We start from the raw sequence: 18,069 nt of genomic DNA, 5'->3' as shown, positions 1-18,069 counted from the left end.
CCTGTCCGCTGCCGAGGGCGCCGCTGCCGACCCGGCCGCCCTCCTTGGCGAACATCGAGTAGAAATCGGAGGAGTTCATGGTCAGAAGTCCCAGCCGTCCTCTTCCGAGGCGTCCTTGACCGGTTCGGGTGCGGCGAAGGACTCGCCGACCATGCCGGCGGTCAGTGTGGTGCCGTCGGAGGGGTCGATCAGGATGAACGAGCCGGTGCGGCGGGAGTCGGCGTAGGAGTCGACGGGCAGCGGCTCGGCGGTGCGGATCTTCACACGGCCGATGTCGTTGGCGACGAGCTGCCCCGGGTGCGGGTGCAGGGACAGGTCGTCGAGGGTGAGCCGGGACGGGATGTCCTTCACGATGGCCTTGACCGTGCGGGTGCCGTGCTTGAGCAGCACCCGGTGACCGACGGTCAGCGGGGCGTCGGCGACATGGCAGACGGTCGCCTCCACGTCCTGGGTGGTCGCGGGCGCGTCCTTGCTCGGCACGATCAGGTCGCCGCGCGAGACGTCGATGTCGTCCTCCAGCAGGACCGTCACCGACTGCGTCGTCCAGGCCACGTCGACCGGGTTGCCCAGCAGGTCGATGCCGGAGATCCGGGTCGTCCGGCCCGAGGGCAGGACGGTGACCTCCTCGCCGACGCGGAAGGAGCCGGCGGCGATCTGCCCGGCGTAGCCCCGGTAGTCGGGGTGCTCGGCGGACTGCGGCCGGATCACGTACTGCACGGGCAGCCGCGCGTGGCAGTGCGCCAGGTCGTGGGCGACGGGGACGGTCTCCAGGTGCTCCAGCACGGTCGGCCCGCCGTACCAGTCCATGTGCGCCGACGGTTCCACCACGTTGTCACCCACCAGCGCGGAGATCGGGATCGCGGTGACCTCCGGGACGCCCAGCTCGGTGGCGTACGCCGTGAACTCCTCGGCGATCGCGGCGAACACGGACTCCTGGTAGCCGACCAGGTCCATCTTGTTCACCGCGAGGACGACGTGCGGGACGCGCAGCAGGGCGGCGATGGCGGCGTGGCGGCGGGTCTGCTCGACCACGCCGTTGCGGGCGTCGACCAGGATGACCGTCAGCTCGGCGGTGGAGGCGCCGGTGACCATGTTCCGCGTGTACTGCACATGTCCCGGCGTGTCGGCCAGGATGAACCGGCGGCGGGGGGTGGCGAAGTAGCGGTAGGCCACGTCGATGGTGATGCCCTGCTCGCGCTCGGCGCGCAGGCCGTCGGTGAGCAGCGCGAGGTCCGGGGCGTCCTGGCCGCGGCCCGCGGAGGCGCGCTCCACGGCCTCCAGCTGGTCGGCCAGGACCGACTTGGAGTCGTGCAGCAGACGCCCGACGAGCGTGGACTTGCCGTCGTCGACGGAGCCGGCGGTGGCGAACCGCAGCAGGGTGGTGGCCGACAACTGCTCGACCGACAGCGGCTCGGTGGGTTCGGTGGTGCTGGTCATGACTAGAAGTACCCCTCGCGCTTGCGGTCTTCCATCGCGGCCTCGGAGAGCTTGTCGTCGGCGCGGGTGGCGCCGCGCTCGGTGAGCCGGGAGGCGGCGATCTCGGTGATGACCTGCTCCAGCGTCACCGCGTCGGAGTCGACGGCACCGGTGCAGGACATGTCACCGACGGTGCGGTAGCGCACCTGCCGCTTCTCCACACTCTCGCCGTCCCTGGGGCCGCCCCACTCACCGGCCGTCAGCCACATACCGCCCCGCTGGAAAACCTCGCGCTCGTGGGCGAAGTAGATCGCGGGCAGTTCGATGCCCTCCCGGGCGATGTACTGCCACACGTCCAGCTCGGTCCAGTTGGACAGCGGGAACACCCGCACATGCTCGCCAGGCGCGTGGCGGCCGTTGTACAGGTTCCACAGCTCCGGGCGCTGGCGGCGCGGGTCCCACTGGGAGAACTCGTCCCGCAAGCTGAAGACCCGCTCCTTGGCGCGGGCCTTCTCCTCGTCCCTCCGTCCGCCGCCGAAGACCGCGTCGAACTTCTCCGCCTGGATCTTCTCGGTCAGCGGCAGCGTCTGCAGCGGGTTACGGGTGCCGTCCGGACGCTCGCGCAGCACGCCGCGGTCGATGTAGTCCTGCACGGAGGCCACGTGCAGACGCAGCCCGTGCTTCGCCACGGTCCGGTCCCGGTACTCCAGGACCTCGGGGAAGTTGTGCCCGGTGTCCACGTGCAGCAGAGCGAACGGCACCGGCGCGGGCGCGAACGCCTTCAGCGCCAGGTGCAGCATGAGGATGGAGTCCTTGCCCCCGGAGAACAGGATCACGGGGTTCTCGAACTCGCCCGCCACCTCGCGGAAGATGTGCACCGCCTCCGACTCCAGCGCGTCCAGGTGGGAGAGGGCGTACGGGCTGCCCGTGCCCTCCTCGACCTCGGCGACGGTGGTCGTCATGCCAGTCCCCTTTCGCTGAGCAGCGCGTGAACGGACGCCGCCGACTCCTGCACGGTCTGGTGCTGCGACTCGATCCGCAGATCGGGCGTCTCGGGCTCCTCGTAGGGGTCGTCGACGCCCGTGAGTCCCGTCAGCTCGCCCGCGGCCTGCTTGGCGTACAGGCCCTTCACATCGCGTACGGAGCACACCTCGACCGGGGTCGCGACGTGCACCTCCAGGTATGTCGTGCCGTTCGCCTCGTGCCGCTTGCGCACCGCGTCACGGCTGTCCGCGTACGGAGCGATGACCGGGACGAGCACCTTGACGCCGTTGCGGGCGAGGAGTTCGGCGACGAAGCCGATGCGCTGCACGTTGGTGTGCCGGTCCTCGCGGCTGAAGCCCAGGCCCGCCGAGATGAACTCGCGGATCTCGTCGCCGTCGAGCACCTCGACGAGGTGGCCCTCCTCGCGCAGCCGCCCGGCCAGCTCGTGCGCGATGGTGGTCTTGCCGGCACTCGGCAGACCCGTGAGCCATACGGTGGCTCCGGTCGTCACGTGGTTCTCCTGAATGTGTGTCGTGGTCATCCGTGCAGCCCGCACTCGGTCTTGGCGCGGCCCGCCCAGCGTCCGGCGCGTGCGTCCTCGCCCTGAAGGACCCGTCGGGTGCACGGGGCACAGCCGACGGAGGCATAGCCGTCCATCAGCAGCGGGTTCGTGAGGACTCCGTGCTCGGCCACGTACGCTGACACATCTTCCTGTGACCACCGTGCGATGGGGGAGATCTTCACCTTCCGGCGCTTGTCGTCCCAGCCGACCACGGGGGTGTTCGCCCGGGTCGGGGACTCGTCGCGGCGCAGGCCGGTGGCCCAGGCGTCGTAGTCCTTCAGCCCCTCTTCCAGCGGCAGCACCTTGCGCAGCCTGCAGCACAGGTCCGGGTCGCGGTCGTGGAGCCTGGGGCCGTACTCGGCGTCCTGCTCGGCGACCGTCTGCCGCGGGGTGAGGGTGATGACGTTCACGTCCATCACGGCCTCGACGGCGTCGCGGGTGCCGATGGTCTCCGGGAAGTGGTAGCCGGTGTCGAGGAACACCACGTCCACGCCGGGCATCGCGCGGGAGGCGAGGTGGGCGACCACCGCGTCCTCCATGGAGGAGGTCACGCAGAACCGGCTGCCGAACGTCTCGGCCGCCCACCGGAGGATCTCCAGCGCGGAGGCGTCCTCCAGGTCGCGTCCGGCCTGCTCGGCCAGCGCCTTCAACTCCTCTGCGGTGCGCTCTTGCTGAGCCGTCGTCATATCGACTCTTCCCCTCCGTTGTCAGCCGCCTGTGGAAGGCCCCGGGCCAGCAGCCCGAGGAACTTCAGCTGGAAGGCCCGGTTGCACGCGGCGCACTCCCAGGCGCCGTGGCCCTGCTCACCGGGGCGCAGGTCCTCCTCGCCGCAGTACGGGCAGTAGAAGGGCGCCGCACGCTCGCTCACGACAGCGTCGCCCCCCTTTTAGTGGCTCGGTTCGCCTCCGGGGCGCTCCAGCCTCCGTCGACGGTCGACCGTGCTCGGCCGCTGCGCGGCCTCCGCGCGCTCTCCCTTTCGACGGAGGCGCGCCCCTTCGGCTCACTCGCCAAGCTCACGACAGCGCCTCCTCAGAAGCCCGGGCCGCCCAGGCCGCGAAGCGCTCGCCGGTCTCGCGCTCGGCGAGGTAGCGATTGAGGACGCGCTCGATGTAGTCGGGCAGCTCCGTCGAGGTCACCTTCAGGCCGCGGACCTTGCGGCCGAAGGACGGCTCCAGGCCCAGCGCGCCGCCCAGGTGGACCTGGTAGCCGCCGACCTGGTTGCCCTCGGCGTCGACGACCAGCTGGCCCTTGAGGCCGATGTCCGCGGTCTGGATGCGGGCGCAGGCGTTCGGGCAGCCGTTGATGTTGATGGTGAGCGGCTCGTCGAAGCCGGGCAGCCGGCGCTCGAGTTCGTCGATGAGGTCGCTGCCGCGCTCCTTGGTCTCCACGATGGCGAGCTTGCAGAACTCGATGCCCGTGCAGGCCATCGTGCCGCGCCGGAACGGCGAGGGGTTGACCCGGAGGTCCAGCGCCTCCAGGCCGTCGACCAGCGAGTCGACCCTGTCCTCCGGCACGTCCAGGATGATCATCTTCTGCTCGACGGTGGTGGACACCCGGCCCGAGCCGTGCTCCTCGGCCAGCGCGGCGACCTTGGTGAGCAGCGAGCCGTCCATCCGGCCGACGCGCGGGGCGAAGCCGACGTAGAAGCGGCCGTCCTTCTGGCGGTGCACGCCGATGTGGTCGCGCCACTGCTGCGCGGGCATCTCGGGTGCCGGCCCGTCGATGAGCTTGCGGCCCAGGTACTCGTCCTCGACGACCTGACGGAACTTCTCCGCGCCCCAGTCGGCGACCAGGAACTTCAGCCGGGCCCGGTTGCGCAGTCGCCGGTAGCCGTAGTCACGGAAGACGGAGGTGACCGCCTCCCAGACCTCCGGCACCTCGGCCTCGGGCACCCATGCGCCGAGGCGTACCCCGAACCTGGGGTTGGTGGACAGACCGCCGCCGACCCACAGGTCGAAGCCGGGGCCGTGCTCGGGGTGGACCACACCGACGAAGGAGATGTCGTTGATCTCGTGGGCGACGTCCAGCAGCGGGGAGCCGGAGACGGCCGTCTTGTACTTGCGTGGCAGGTTGGAGAAGCGCGGGTCGCCGATGTAGCGGCGGACGATCTCGTTCAGCGCGGGCGTGCCGTCGATGATCTCGTCCTCGGCGACTCCGGCGACCGGGGAGCCGAGCATGCCGCGCGGGCAGTCGCCGCACGCCTCGGTGGTGGACAGGCCGACCGCCTCCAGGCGTTCCCAGATGGCGGGCACGTCCTCGATGCGCACCCAGTGGAACTGGATGTTCTGCCGGTCGGTGATGTCCGCGGTGCCCCGGGCGTACGTCTCGGCGACCTCGCCGATCACCCGCAGCTGTTCGGTGGTCAGCCGGCCGCCCGTGACGCGGACGCGCATCATGAAGTACTCGTCCTCGAGCTCCTCGGGCTCCAGCACACCGGTGCGGCCGCCGTCGATCCCGGGGCGGCGCTGGGTGTAGAGCCCCCACCAGCGGAAGCGTCCCCGCAGGTCGTTGGGGTCGATGGAGTCGAAGCCGCGCTTGGAGTAGATCGTCTCAATGCGTGTCCGCACATTGAGACCGTCGTCGTCCTTCTTCATCTGCTCGTTGCCGTTGAGCGGGGTCAGGTGCCCCACGGCCCACTGTCCCTCACCACGATGGCGGCTCACCTTGCGGCGGGGCGCGACGGAGTTCTGCGAAGAGGCGGCCATGGTCGATACGTCCTTCGGGACAGCGGGGAATGCGGCTCTGACCTGCGCGGATGCGAGCGCACGGGTAGACAGGCAGGCGTGCGCGTCATTGCGCGGGGAGGGGAAACGAAAGATCGGGCGGTATACGGCCCGTGGCTCAAGGCCACTGTGGCCGGGTCAGCTCGCCGGACAGATGGCGCTGGACATGCGGCCGAGGTCGACGTGCCGTCGACTCACCAAGGCGATTCCAGTTCCAGACATGACCGCAGCGTGGCACGGCGATCTGGACACAGTCCAGCTTTATCCAATATGCGGACACCCTTGTCTCGCGATGGGAGACAAGGGTGTCGTTGATCACATAGCCGGAAGGCGGCCGGGACCGCCCGGGACCGCCCGGGTCGGGCCGGGGTCAGTCGGCGTAGGCGCCCGGCCAGGGGCCCGGATTCGCCACCTCCGGTTCCTCCTCGACCTTGGTGTCGAAAAGCCTGAAGCCGCGGCGCTGGTAATTGTCCATCGCGTACTCGCCGTCCTTGCTGCACGTGTGCAGCCACACCCGCTTGGTCGTGGCCAGCCCCGGCCAGCGGTCCGCGAGGTCCCAGGCGCGGGCCGTGCCGTACGACAACAGGTGCCCGCCGACCCGGCGGCCGCGGAAGGCCGGGATCAGTCCGAAGTAGACGATCTCCACCACCCCGTCGTCCTGCGCCTCCAGCTCGACGTAACCCGCCGGTGTGCCCCGGTCGTACGCCACCCAGGTCTCGACACCCGGACGCTCCAGGTGCTCCCGCCACCGGGCGTGGCTCCAGCCGAGCCGGTCCGTCCAGCGGATGTCGCCGCCGACCGAGGCGTACAGGAACCGGCTGAACTCGGGCGACGGTACCTCGGAACGGGCGATCCGGACATCCCCCTCGGGGGCGGTGGCCGGGAGGAGGTCGGTGGGAGCGGTCTGCTCCAGGGACCAGGTGGTCACGGCGATGTGCGTCATGCCGGTCAGGGAATCATCCGGGCCGGGCTCGTGTCGATCGGGACCGTCCCCGGCCCGTCCCCGGCCCGTCCCCGGCCCGTCCCCGGCCCGTCCCGCCTCCGCCTCCGCCTGGGCCGTCCTACCGCAGTTCCCGTTCGAGCGAGGACATCGGCAGCGCGAACAGGGTCCGCCCGGACAGCGACCACAGCTCGCCGGTCGCCTCCCAGTAGGACAGGGAGCCGGTGCCGTCGCCCCAGCAGCGGTGCGTGTCGTCGGACGATCCGCATCGCGTCGCCTCGGCGCCGTGCGGGTCCTGCCGCCACAGCGTGCCGTGTCCGCCCGACGGCCCGGCCGCCCGGCTCACGTACCAGCGGGCGGCGCCGGTCGGCCCCGTGCGGTGGGACAGCACCCCCCGTACGCCGTCCGTCTTCGTCTGGTACGCCTCGCCGGCGGTCACCGTCCCGGTGGAGTCGGCGGCCAGCAGCCCGGAGCGGGCGGGGTCCGTGCTGAAGGAGTACCGCCACAGACGCGTGTGCCCGCCACTGCCCCTGGCCGTCGTCTCACTCGCGACAAGACTGGCCGGGGTGGAGGTGCGGTCGAGGGAGAGGCCGTCGGGACAGGGGAGTCCGGAGCCGGCCGTCGTACCGGCCGCGCGGGCCGGGCCGGTCGCGTCGCCGCACTGCCCCTGTGCCGGACTGTAGGAGGCGACCGCGGGCAGCACCCACCGGTAGCCGTACGCCGACCAGCCGCCGGGCACCCGGCCGATCGCATCGGTGGTGACGGTGGCGCGCTGGATGCGGCGCAGGTCGTAGACGTACAGCGCGTCGGGTTCTCTGCCGGAGGTGGTGACCAGCAGCTTGTCCCGGTACCAGACCATCCCCGACACGTGCGAGGCGAGCCCCCGGTAGTCGCGTCCGCCGTCGACGGGCACGGCCAGCAGGGCCCAGGTGTAGGTGAGGCGGTCGGGGTCGTCGGCGTTCACGAACGCCACCCGGGCCAGATCGCGGTCGGCGGCGCCACCGCCCTCGCGGGTCCAGCCGGAGAGGATCACACGGTGCGCGCCCCACCTGCCGTGGGCCTCGGCGTCCCCGGACGTGGTCACCGACTCCGGCCGCCAGCGGTGTGTGGCGGCGTCGGCGGTGTCCCAGCAGTAGGCGCGCGTGGCCGCCGGTTCGACGGGCAGCGCCTTTTTCTCCCCGGCCGTGCAGGCGTCCTCGGTGCGCAGCGCATGGTCGGCGTCGGCCAGCACGGCGCCGACACCGGCCGGCCGGCCCATCGCCGCCTCGAGCCGGTCCAGGGAACGCTCCGGCACCAGCTGCTCCGTCAGCCGCAGCCGGCCCAGCTCGGCGGGCGAGGTGAGCGGTTTCAGGGCGCCGGGGTCGTCGGCGACCGTGGCCTGGGAGGCGCTGATCAGGGTGGCGGCGGCGGTCAGTGCGAGCCCGGCTCCGGCCAGCACCGCACGCAACGCCCTGCCCCGCCTGCGGCGGCGGTGTCTGCCGCGTTGCTTCATCCAACCCCCCTTATCAGGGCTCGGTCCGCCTCCGGACGCCCTCCGGCCGAGGCGGTCCAACTGCGCGGGACGTTCCGAGCGTTGGCCGAGGAGCGGATGTGGCGGCCCGCAGGCGATGCTACGGCAGTGCGGCCCGCCACAGGACGAAGACCCCGCAAATATGCGGAAGATGCCACGGCGGGGCTACTCGGGCCCGCGGACTCGCGACAGGACGACTCACGCCAAGCGGACCCGCGGCGGGGCGACTGGCGCCACGGCGACTCACGTCACGGCGATTCGCGTCCAGCAGGCTCGTGGTGGGGCGACTGGCGTCACGGCGATTTGGGGCGGGGCCACTCGCGTCACGGCCACTGGCGGCACGCGGGCCCGTGGCAGGGCGACTCGCGTCACGGCCACTGGCGGCACGCGGGTCCGTGGCAGGGCGACTGGCGCCACGGCGGCTCGCGCCATGGCCACTTGCGTCTCGCCCACTCGCGGCAGGACGACTCACGTCACGCGGACCCGCGACGGGGCGACTGGCGTCACGGCGATTTGGGGTGGGGCGACTCGCGTCACGCCACTCGCGTTTCGCCGACTCGCGGCACGCGGGCCCGCGGCGGGGCGACTCAGCGTCACGGCGACTCGTGGCAGAGCGATTCGCGTCACAGCCACTCGCGTCCGGCCGACGCGCGGCGCTCGGTGTCAGGGCGCTCGGTGCCCGGACGGTTCAGGGTATGGAGGGTGTCACGCTTGCTCGGCGTACCGCTGGGGCCGTCGAGTGCGGCAGCAGGTCGCGGGGGTCGTCCGGGAGGAGCAGCCGGACCTCGGTGTCCTCGCGGAAGCGGTACGGCCGGTGTTCGAGGAAGGCACCCAGATACCGCCGCACCCGGGACATCTCGGCCCGCACGGTGACCGTGCGGGCCGGATCGCCGAACACCGCCTCGGCCAGGTCCGCCGCGCTGCGCCCGGCCGGGTGCATGGCCAGCAGGAAGAGCAGTTCGGCGTGGCGGGGGCTCAGTTCGTGCGACCAGGAGCCCGCGCCCCCCGAGACGGTCACCGACCAGCGCCGGGCGCGGGTGAGGTCCAGCACGATCCGGGCGTCGCCGTGCACGGCCACCTCCTCGTCGGCCCGCACCAGCCAGCCGCCCGCCAGCGGCTCCAGGGAGCACAGGCCGACCGCCGGCAGCCATCGGCGGCCCGGCGAGACCGACTTGGGCAGCGGGATCCGCGGGGTGTACGGCATTCCGGCCACCGCCGCCGTCCAGCCGTCCCGGTCCACCACCGCCGCCCGGCCGTCCAGCCGGGCCAGCACCGGCGCGGCCACCGCGCGCAGCCGCTCCAGCGCGCTCAGATGCAACTCCCGCAGCCTCGCCTCGGCCAGCTTGGCCACCGAGTCCACCCAGGCCAGCGTCGCCGGATGCATGGTCTCCAGCGGCCCGCTGACGTCCACCACGCCGAGCAGCCGGCCGTCCCGGGGGTCGGTGACGGGGGCGCCGGTGCAGGTCCAGGTGGTGTGCGAGCGGACGAAGTGCTCGGAGGCGAAGACCTGCACGGGCCGGCGCACCACCGCCGGGGTGCCGACGCCGTTGGTGCCGACCACGTCCTCCCGCCAGTCGGCGCCGAGTTCGAACCCGAGCCCGTCGGCCTTGCGCAGCACCGACGGATGGCCCTCACGCCACAGCACCCGGCCGTCCTGGTCGGCGACGACCATGATGTGCTGGGCGACGTCCGCGACCGACAGCAGCCCCTCGCGCAGCACCGGCAGCACATGCCGCAGCGGGGACGCCTCGCGCCGTCGCTCCACCTCCTCGCGGGGCAGCAGCCGGGAGTTCAGGCCGTGGTCGGGATCGACGCCGGTGCGCTGCACGCGCTCCCAGGACTGTCCGATCACCGGACGCGGGGCCACCTGAGTGCGCTGCCCCGCGAGTGCCGCCGAGCGCACCTCGCTGAGCAGCCGCGCCGCCCGCGCCGAGTCGACGGCGGCGATCCGCGTCACGTCCACGTCCAACGGCGCCTTCGTCACTGGGTCCTCCCGCCACAAGGGGCCACCGGTAACCGGTTTCCCCGGGATGTTCCGGCCATGTGTCGGCGGCTTTCCCGACTGTGCGGTTCATACTGCCGTCCACCGGCGCCGGAAGGATGCGCTCCGGCCATACCGGACGGGCGAGTTGCAACCCCTTGCAACCCTGGTGAACAGGCGCACGATGGTTGAAACTTGTTCAGCGCCGCCGCGCGCGGCGTCCGTGGCCTGCAACGGGGCTGCGGCGGGGGTGGTGCCGTGTCGGCGCAGCACCACCCCCGCGTGGTGTCCGGAAACCGCTCTACGGAGGGCGCCGGACGCCAGGACGTACACCGGACATTCGGACACCTGGCGTATGCCGGACGCCGGATGCCAGGCGTCCACAGAGGCCGGATGTCTTCGGTCGCCCCCTCAGGACACCGGGCGCGCCCGCTCCACCAGCGCCGCGAGAGGCAGCGTGTGCGGCAGCGTGCCGAAGGCCGCGCCGCCGTCGCCGCCCAGCCGCGCCGCGCAGAACGCGTCGGCGACCTCCGGCGGCGCGTACCGCACCAGCAGCGACCCCTGGAGCACCAGCGCCAGCCGCTCGACCAGGCGCCGGGCGCGGGCCTCGACGCCCTCCAGGTCGGCGAGTTCCGTGAGCAGGTTCTTGATCGCCGTATCGAGGCGGTGGTCGGCGCCGCGTGCCTGGCCCACCTCCCGCAGATACGCGTCGAACGCCTGCGGCTCCCGTCGCAGCGCCCGCAGCACGTCCAGCGCCTGCACGTTGCCGGCGCCCTCCCAGATCGAGTTGAGCGGCGACTCCCGCACCAGGCGGGGCATGCCGGACTCCTCCACGTACCCGTTGCCGCCCAGGCACTCGGCGGCCTCCACCGCGAGCGGCGCGCACCGCTTGGTCACCCAGTACTTGGCGGCCGGCACCGCGATCCTGAGCAGCGCCCGCTCCTGCTCGCCGTCGTCGTCGCAGGCCGCCGCCAGCCGCAGCGCCAGCGTGGTCGCCGCCTCCGACTCCAGCGCCAGGTCCGCCAGGACGTTGCGCATCAGCGGCTTGTCGACGAGCGGCCCGCCGAAGGCCTCGCGGTACGTGCAGTGGTGCACCGCCTGCGCCACGGCCTGCCGCATCAGCCCCGCCGAACCGAGCACGCAGTCCAGCCGGGTCGCCGCCACCATCCCGATGATGGTGCGCACCCCGCGCCCCTCCTCGCCGACCCGGCGCGCCCAGGTCCCGGCGAACTCGACCTCGGCGGAGGCGTTCGACCGGTTGCCCATCTTGTCCTTGAGCCGCTGGACGAGGAACACGTTGCGGCTGCCGTCCTCCAGGATCCTCGGCACCAGGAAGCAGGTGAGCCCGCCCGGGGCCTGGGCGAGCACCAGGAAGGCGTCCGACATCGGTGCCGAACAGAACCACTTGTGCCCGGTCAGCTCGTACGCCCCGGCCTCGGCGAGCGGCCGCGCCGAGGTGGTGTTGGCCCGTACGTCGCTGCCGCCCTGCTTCTCGGTCATGCCCATCCCGAACAGGGCCCCGGCCTTCAGGTGCGCGGGCCGCAGCTCACGGTCGTAGACCATGGACGTCAGCCGCGGCTCCCACTCGGCGGCCAGCTCCGGGTCGGCGCGCAGCGCGGGCACCGCCGCGTGCGTCATCGACAGCGGGCAGCCGTTGCCCGCCTCCACCTGCGACCACACCAGGAACCCGGCCGCCCGCCGCACATGTCCCGCGGGACGGCCCCAGGCGGCCGTCAGGCCCGCCGCGACCCCCTTGCCGAGCAGCCGGTGCCAGGCCGGGTGGAAGTCGATCTCGTCGACGCGGTGGCCGTAGCGGTCGTGGGTGCGCAGGCGCGGCGGGTTCTCGTTGGCCTGCGCGCCCCACTCCTGCAGCTGGGCGGAGCCGGCGGAGCGTCCGAGCGCCGAAAGCTCGCCGCGCACCTCGTCGAGCAGACCGGGATCGACGTGCCGGGCGACCGCCTCGGCCAGGGCCCGGTCGGCGGTGAAGACGTCGTAGCCGACCAGCGGGGGTGCCTGGTTCGTCACGGTGTGAGTGCTGGCTGCCATGGAACGGAACCTACCTCGCGGTACGCCGCAGGTCACCACACGGTCACCGGCGAGAGGGACCCGGCTGGACAGGGATACCTTTAGGTCGTGCAGCAAGCCAGTGATACCCCCGACAGGCCGTCCGGCCGCCTCCACCGGGCCCGCGCCCTCTACCGGAACGTCTCCAAACGCAGGACCGCCTGGCTGCTGCTCAAGGACACCGTCAACTCGTGCATGGAGTACCGGATCCTCGGGCTCGCCGCCGAGGCCGCGTTCTTCACCCTGCTGTCCGTGCCGCCGCTGCTGCTCAGCCTCATCGCGCTGCTCTTCTACGTCGACAGCTGGACCGGCGCCCACACCATCGCCAGCCTGGAGCGCAACATCCTCGACGCCTCCCGCACGGTCCTGTCCGACCAGGGCGTGAAGGAGATCACCCAGCCGATCCTGCGGGACGTGATGAAGGGCGGCAGACCCGATGTGATCTCCATCGGGTTCGTGTTCGCGCTGTGGTCGGGCTCCCGCGCGGTGAACGTCTTCATCGACACCATCACCGTGATGTACGGCCTGGACGGTGTGCGCGGCATCGTCAGGACCCGGCTGATGGCGTTCCTGCTGTTCGTGGTGGCGCTGCTGATCGGCTCGGTCGCGCTGCCGCTGATGGTCGCGGGACCGGACGCGGTGGTGCGCGTCGTGCCCTGGTCGACGACCGTGGTCCAGGTCCTGTACTGGCCCGTGGTCATCGTGCTGTCCGTCGCCTTCCTGACCACGCTGTACCACGTGTCCGTGCCGGTGCGCTCGCCGTGGATCGAGGACGTGCCCGGGGCCCTGGTCGCCCTGGCCATGTGGGTGGTGTGCAGCTTCGTGCTGCGCATCTACCTCACCAGCACCGTCGAGGGCCCCACCATCTACGGCTCACTGGCCGCGCCGGTCGCCGTGCTGCTGTGGATCGGTGTGTCCGCGTTCGCCGTGCTCGTCGGGGCCGCGGTCAACGCCGCCATCGACCGGGTCTGGCCGGCCGCCGCGACGGCCGCGGCCCGCGCCGCCAACGAGCGGGTGCGCGAGGCGCAGATCGCCGAGTACGTCGCCCGTGCCGCCGCCGCCCGCGAGGCCGACCCCGACGGCGGCGACGACCCCGACATGCCCTCCGAGTTTCCCGAGCGCTGGTCCCGCTTCCTGCCCCCCGAGGACGTCACCGCCCGTCTGCGCGCCCACGCCAGGGCCACCCAGCCCCGCAGCCCCCACAAGGAGAGCCAGAACGGTTCCTCCCCCCAGAAGTGGGAGAAGTGACGGCGGGGTCACTAGCCTCGGGTACGTGGCTTACGTGGCTGTCGGGACGTCCGCGGGGGCGGTCGGGGGCGGGTACGCGGAGCGGCCCTCCCGGCTGACCGGCGCGGTGGTGTGGACGAAGGCCCCGGCGAGGTCCGGTGCCGGTGCCGGAGCCGGTCCCGAGGCCGGTGCCGGAGCCGGTGCCGGGGTTCGGCCCGTGCTGCCCGACGGGTGCATGGACCTGTTGTGGAGCGAGGGGCGGCTGCTGGTCGCCGGGCCGGACACACGCGCGTACGTCCCCGCGGGGCCGGCCGCGCACTGGGCCGGGCTGCGGTTCTTCCCCGGCACGGCGCCCGGCTACCTCGGAGTGCCCGCACACGAGCTGCGCGACCGGCGCGTGGAACTGGCCGAGCTCTGGCCCGCCGCGCGGGTCCGGCGACTGAGCGCACGCCTGGAGGCGGCGCCGGACCCGGCCGCCGCGCTCGATGAGGTGGCCCTGGAGCTGGCGGCCGCGACGGGGCCGCCCGACCCGCTGCTGCGGCACCTCGTCGCGGCCCTGGACGCCGGCCGCCCGGTCGCCGCCACCGCCGACGAACTCGGTCTGGGCGCGCGCCGGTTGCACCGCCGCTCACTGGCGGCCTTCGGCTACGGCCCCAAGACACTGGCCCGCGTCCTGCGCCTGCAGCGCGCCCTGGCGCTGGCGCGGGCCGGGGTGCCGTTCGCCGAGACCGCGGCCCGGGCCGGCTTCGCCGACCAGGCCCATCTCGCCCGGAACGTACGGGAGCTGACCGGCATGCCGCTGCGCGGCCTACTCGCCCTCGGGTAGCGCGGCGAACAGGTCCACGCCGTTGCCGTCCGGGTCGTGCACGACCGCGTACCGCATGCCCCAGAACGCGTCCCACGGCTTGAGCTCCCCGTGGTACCCGGCGCCGACCAGGTCCTCGTACACGGCGTCCACCTCGGCGGGCGAGGCGCACCGGAAGGCGAGCGCGACCCTGCCGCCGCCTGCCGGGGGCCGCCACCCGGGGTGGAAGGAGCGGACGGTCGCCTCGGTGTCCAGCGCGAGGGTCGGGCCGCCGGGCAACTCGGCCTCGACGTGCGGCTGTTCCTCGGCCCCCTCGGGGAAGACGAGCCCGAGGCGGCGGTAGAAGGCGAGGGAGGCGGCCAGGTCGGAGGCGACCAGGCCGATCACGGCGAATCGCGGAGTCGATGGGACCGGTGGAGTCGCCGGAGTCGCTGAAGGCTTCGGAGTCTGCGGAGTCGTCATGCGGGCACGGTAGGCATGGCCCCGGCCGCGGGTCTTGAACGAATCGGACCGTGCCGCGCGACGCGTCCACCAGCGACGTTCCGGTGGCGCTTCATTGAATCCTCCCCTCCGTGGAGGGTCGTTCGCATCACCCCGGCGGTGCCCGACAGCGGTACGGTCGCTCCGCGCCCTGCACCGCCACGCGGCGACGCACCGAGTCGCAACACACGGATGCCATTCCTTAAGAATTGAGGCGGTCCGGGAGGACCGGGTATGGCTGATGCGCCGGGGCCTCCTCGCAAGAAACAGGTGACGTTTCTCCGGTGAAGCCGTTGCGCCCTCGAGGTCGACCGCACCGCGAACGTCCAGACCGGCAGCGGCACCGCCGGCAGCGACGACGGCAGCGCCGTCGACCTGATGCAGGCCCTCGTGGGCGCGGCACACGCCGACGAGGAGGACGGCGGCTGAGGCGGCGGCCGGCCGCGGCCGGTGCACGGCGGGGCCGGTGCATGGGGGGCCGGTGCATGGGGGGCCGGTGCATGGGGGGCCGGTGAAGGGCGGGGCGTCCCCCGGCCGTTCACCGGCCCCCTTCACCGAGGCGGACCGTGCCCGAGTGTGTACGCCGAACGGCCCCATCCCGGCCTTCTGCGCCGGAATACGGGGCGCTGTCGTGGTGCTCTGGTGTTACCGGTGCTGGTGCACGTGCGCGGCGAAGGGCTGGTGGGCAGATGACGGCAGACCAGACGGACCCCGTGGTCAGAACGCCGTACGGCGCGGTACGCGGCCGATACGAGCACGGAGTGGCGGTGTTCCGGGGCATTCCGTACGCGGCGCCCCCGTTCGGGCCCCGCCGGTTCCGGCCGCCGATGCCGCCCGAGCCGTGGGACGGGGTGCGGGACGCGGGCTCCTTCGGGCCGACCGCGCCCAAGCCGCCGTACTCCGAGGCCTTCGCCCAGTATCTGTCGGACCCGTCGGTGCCCGGCGACGACTGCCTGAACCTGAACGTGTGGACGCCCGAGCCCGGCCCGGACGCGCGGCTGCCCGTCCTGGTCTGGCTGCACGGCGGGGCGCTGACCCGCGGCTCGTCCGCCGTGCCCGTGTACGCCGGGCACTCCTTCGCCCGTGACGGGGTCGTCCTGGTCTCCGTCAACTACCGACTTGGGGTGGAGGGCTACGGACTGTTCCCGGACGCGCCCGCCAACCCGGGCCTGCGCGACCAGCTCGCCGCGCTGCGGTGGGTGCACGACGCGATCGAGGCCTTCGGCGGCGACCCCGGCCGGATCACCCTGTGCGGCCAGTCGGCCGGCGCCATCAGTGTCGGCGCCCTGATCGCCGCGCCGCAGGCCCAGGGTCTGTTCCGGCGTGCCGTCCTGCAGAGCGGGCCCCCGGAGGCGCCCGACCGGGACAAGGTGCGCCGGATGGTGCGCCGCATGGCGACCCGGCTGAAGGTGCCCGCCACCGCCGAGGCCTTCGCCGCCGTCGACCGCGACCTGCTGCTGCGCACCCAGGCCGAGGTCGGCCGGCTCAGCAGCCCGGTCCTCGGCGGGCCCGCCTTCGGCATCGTCGTCGACGGCGACCTCGTGCCCCGCGACCCGCTGGAGGCACTGATCGCCGGGGACGCGGCACGCGGCGCGGACCTGCTCATGGGCTGGACCCGCGACGAGTACCTGCTGTGGCTGGTGCCCGGAGGCCTGCTGGAGCGCGTCGACCGGCTCGGCCCGGTCGCGCTGGCCGGTGCCATGGCCCGCTGCCACTGCGGACACGAGGTGGTCCGCGGCTACCGGTCGCTGCGTCCCCGGGCGGGCGCCGCCGAGATCGTCGGCCAGATGGTCACCGACCACCTGCTGCGCCGCCCGCTGCACCGCCTGGCCGACGCCCGGCCCGGCTCCGCGTACGTCTACGAGTTCGCCTGGCCGTCCCGCCTGCCCGACCTGGGCGCCTGCCACGCCCTGGAACTCGGCTTCGTCTTCGACACCGGGGACGTACCGGAGTCCCGCAGGCTGGCGGGCGAGGGCGCCCCGCAGGAGCTGGCCGACACCATGCACGCGGCCTGGGTCCGCTTCGCCACCGAGGGCGACCCCGGCTGGGAGTCGTGGGACCCGGCGCATCCGGTGCACGTCTTCGGCGACGGCCCCCCGCACACCGTGTACGGCCCACGCGACGCGGAGTTCGCCCTGTGGACGGCCGACACCACGCCCCGCCCCACCGAGGACGCCTCCCCGGCCCGCACCGCGGAACTGCGCGCCGTCATCCGGCGCCTGCGCCGCCCGGGCGACCTCCGCGGCACCTGACCCGCGAGAGCGGGGCACCGGGACGGGACACGGCCGCCGGGGGTCAGCGCGCCGTCAGGGCCCGTGCGACGTCCGCGACAGCCGCCGGGCCCACTCGGCAGCAGCCGCCGATGAGGCGGGCGCCGTGGGTGCGCCAGCGTGCGACGCGGTCGGGCGTGAAGCTGGAGCGGCCGTTCCAGGCGCGGGCACCGGCGTCCCAGGTCTCGCCGCTGTTGGGGTAGACGACGACCGGCTTGCCGGTCACCCGGGCGGCCGTCGTCACGGCGGCGTCCGCGTCCTCGGGCGCGCAGCAGTTCACGCCCACCGCGATCACCTCCTCCGCGTCGGCGGCCAGGGCGAACGCCTCCGCCAGGGGCTGACCGGCGCGGGTGCGCGGACCCTCGACCGTGTACGACAGCCACGCCGGTACGCCGAGCCCGCGCACGGCCCGCAGCAGGGCCTCCGCCTCGTCGGTGTCCGGGACCGTCTCCAGGGCCAGCACGTCGGGCCGGGCCGCGGCCAGCACCTCCAGGCGGGGCCGGTGGAAGCGCTCCAGCTCCTGAACGGTGAGCCCGTAGCGGCCCCGGTACTCCGAGCCGTCGGCGAGCATCGCACCGTAGGGCCCCGCCGACGCGGCCACCCACAGCGGCCGTACGACACCCTTCTCGCGCGCCCGCCGCGCCGCGGTCCGGGCCAGCTCCACGCTCGACGCGATGAGCCCGGCGGCCCGCTCGCGGCCGATCCCGCGCCGTGCGAACCCCTCGAACGTCGCCTGGTAACTCGCGGTGATCGCCACGTCCGCGCCCGCCTCGAAGTAGGAGAGGTGGGCCTCGGTGATCGCCTCCGGCCGCTCGGCCAGCAGCCGGGCCGACCACAGCTCGTCGCTCAGGTCGTGCCCGGCCGCCTCCAGCTGGTTGGACATCCCGCCGTCGAGCACCACCGTCCCGGCGGCGAGGGCTTCGGCGAGGCTGGGGAAGGAGGTGCCGTTCCTGCTCATACGACGACGCTAGTCGAGAGTGTTCGCCGCGGTTGGCCCGGCCGGACCCGTGGCGCCACGCTGGTCGACGACCGCCGCAACCCGGACGGCACCGGTCGGGCGGCCCTCGCGGACCCGGAGGGCAAGGCGTTCTGCGTGGAGCGCGGCGC

16 protein-coding genes are annotated in these 18,069 nt (G+C 73.1%); 3 read left to right on the top strand and 13 right to left on the bottom strand.

The genetic code is table 11. The features are described 5' to 3' along the window. Positions 1 to 81 precede the first annotated feature (81 nt). From R2S09_RS10910 to R2S09_RS10860, 11 genes are all read right to left on the bottom strand, one after another. Complete coding sequence (locus tag R2S09_RS10910) at positions 82 to 1,437, bottom strand: sulfate adenylyltransferase subunit 1 (RefSeq protein ID WP_306184259.1); 1,356 nt, start codon at positions 1,435 to 1,437, stop codon at positions 82 to 84. Between the two features lie 2 nt (positions 1,438 to 1,439). Next, positions 1,440 to 2,378 carry a sulfate adenylyltransferase subunit CysD gene (gene cysD, locus R2S09_RS10905; protein WP_306184258.1) on the bottom strand — a complete coding sequence of 313 codons (939 nt, stop codon included), beginning with the start codon at positions 2,376 to 2,378 and terminating at the stop codon, positions 1,440 to 1,442. Continuing rightward, a complete protein-coding gene (cysC, locus tag R2S09_RS10900) occupies positions 2,375 to 2,911 on the bottom strand; it encodes an adenylyl-sulfate kinase (protein ID WP_306184257.1) in 537 nt (178 codons plus the stop codon). The genes cysD and cysC overlap by 4 nt, the downstream gene beginning before the upstream one ends. A gap of 26 nt (positions 2,912 to 2,937) precedes the next feature. After that, positions 2,938 to 3,648: a phosphoadenylyl-sulfate reductase gene (locus tag R2S09_RS10895; RefSeq protein ID WP_316740610.1), complete on the bottom strand. Its 711-nt coding sequence runs from the start codon at positions 3,646 to 3,648 to the stop codon at positions 2,938 to 2,940. Next, positions 3,645 to 3,830 (bottom strand): hypothetical protein, encoded by a 186-nt coding sequence (locus tag R2S09_RS10890; RefSeq protein WP_306184254.1) that lies wholly within the window; start codon positions 3,828 to 3,830, stop codon positions 3,645 to 3,647. The genes R2S09_RS10895 and R2S09_RS10890 overlap by 4 nt, the downstream gene beginning before the upstream one ends. Positions 3,831 to 3,975: 145 nt before the next feature. Further along, positions 3,976 to 5,667, bottom strand: coding sequence for a nitrite/sulfite reductase (locus R2S09_RS10885; RefSeq protein WP_306184253.1), 1,692 nt, complete (start codon positions 5,665 to 5,667; stop codon positions 3,976 to 3,978). A gap of 156 nt (positions 5,668 to 5,823) precedes the next feature. Beyond that, entirely contained in the window at positions 5,824 to 5,907 is an 84-nt protein-coding gene (locus R2S09_RS10880; protein ID WP_309486338.1) for a putative leader peptide, read from the bottom strand. A gap of 148 nt (positions 5,908 to 6,055) precedes the next feature. Further along, the gene (locus R2S09_RS10875; RefSeq protein ID WP_306184252.1) at positions 6,056 to 6,628 is read right to left on the bottom strand and encodes a GNAT family N-acetyltransferase; all 573 of its coding nucleotides are present in this window, start codon (positions 6,626 to 6,628) and stop codon (positions 6,056 to 6,058) included. 118 nt (positions 6,629 to 6,746) lie between these two features. Beyond that, positions 6,747 to 8,117, bottom strand: coding sequence for a hypothetical protein (locus R2S09_RS10870; RefSeq protein WP_316740609.1), 1,371 nt, complete (start codon positions 8,115 to 8,117; stop codon positions 6,747 to 6,749). 706 nt (positions 8,118 to 8,823) lie between these two features. After that, the gene (locus R2S09_RS10865; protein ID WP_316740607.1) at positions 8,824 to 10,119 is read right to left on the bottom strand and encodes a GAF domain-containing protein; all 1,296 of its coding nucleotides are present in this window, start codon (positions 10,117 to 10,119) and stop codon (positions 8,824 to 8,826) included. Positions 10,120 to 10,527: 408 nt separating this feature from the next. Next, complete coding sequence (locus R2S09_RS10860; protein ID WP_316740606.1) at positions 10,528 to 12,162, bottom strand: acyl-CoA dehydrogenase family protein; 1,635 nt, start codon at positions 12,160 to 12,162, stop codon at positions 10,528 to 10,530. Between the two features lie 87 nt (positions 12,163 to 12,249). On the opposite strand from R2S09_RS10860, the gene R2S09_RS10855 reads away from it, so the two are divergent. After that, entirely contained in the window at positions 12,250 to 13,428 is a 1,179-nt protein-coding gene (locus R2S09_RS10855) for a YihY/virulence factor BrkB family protein (protein ID WP_306184247.1), read from the top strand. 25 nt (positions 13,429 to 13,453) lie between these two features. After that, on the top strand, positions 13,454 to 14,233 hold the full coding sequence (locus R2S09_RS10850; protein ID WP_316740605.1) for a helix-turn-helix domain-containing protein: 780 nt from the start codon (positions 13,454 to 13,456) through the stop codon (positions 14,231 to 14,233). Here the strand turns inward: R2S09_RS10850 and R2S09_RS10845 are convergent. Further along, on the bottom strand, positions 14,216 to 14,674 hold the full coding sequence (locus R2S09_RS10845) for a VOC family protein (RefSeq protein WP_316740603.1): 459 nt from the start codon (positions 14,672 to 14,674) through the stop codon (positions 14,216 to 14,218). The two genes, R2S09_RS10850 and R2S09_RS10845, sit on opposite strands and share 18 nt — an antisense overlap. 707 nt (positions 14,675 to 15,381) lie before the next feature. On the opposite strand from R2S09_RS10845, the gene R2S09_RS10840 reads away from it, so the two are divergent. Beyond that, positions 15,382 to 16,944 (top strand): carboxylesterase family protein, encoded by a 1,563-nt coding sequence (locus R2S09_RS10840; protein ID WP_316740601.1) that lies wholly within the window; start codon positions 15,382 to 15,384, stop codon positions 16,942 to 16,944. A 43-nt stretch (positions 16,945 to 16,987) separates the two neighbouring features. Here R2S09_RS10840 and mmuM read toward each other — a convergent pair whose 3' ends face one another. After that, positions 16,988 to 17,920 (bottom strand): homocysteine S-methyltransferase, encoded by a 933-nt coding sequence (gene mmuM / locus R2S09_RS10835; RefSeq protein ID WP_316740600.1) that lies wholly within the window; start codon positions 17,918 to 17,920, stop codon positions 16,988 to 16,990. Positions 17,921 to 18,069: the final 149 nt, after the last annotated feature.

Origin of the sequence: Streptomyces sp. MK7, assembly GCF_032658145.1 — a bacterium.
Classification (GTDB): Bacteria; Actinomycetota; Actinomycetes; order Streptomycetales; family Streptomycetaceae; genus Streptomyces; species Streptomyces spiralis.
The sequence above is the reverse complement of the archived record's forward strand: the minus strand, read 5'-3'. Positions and strand labels throughout refer to the sequence as shown.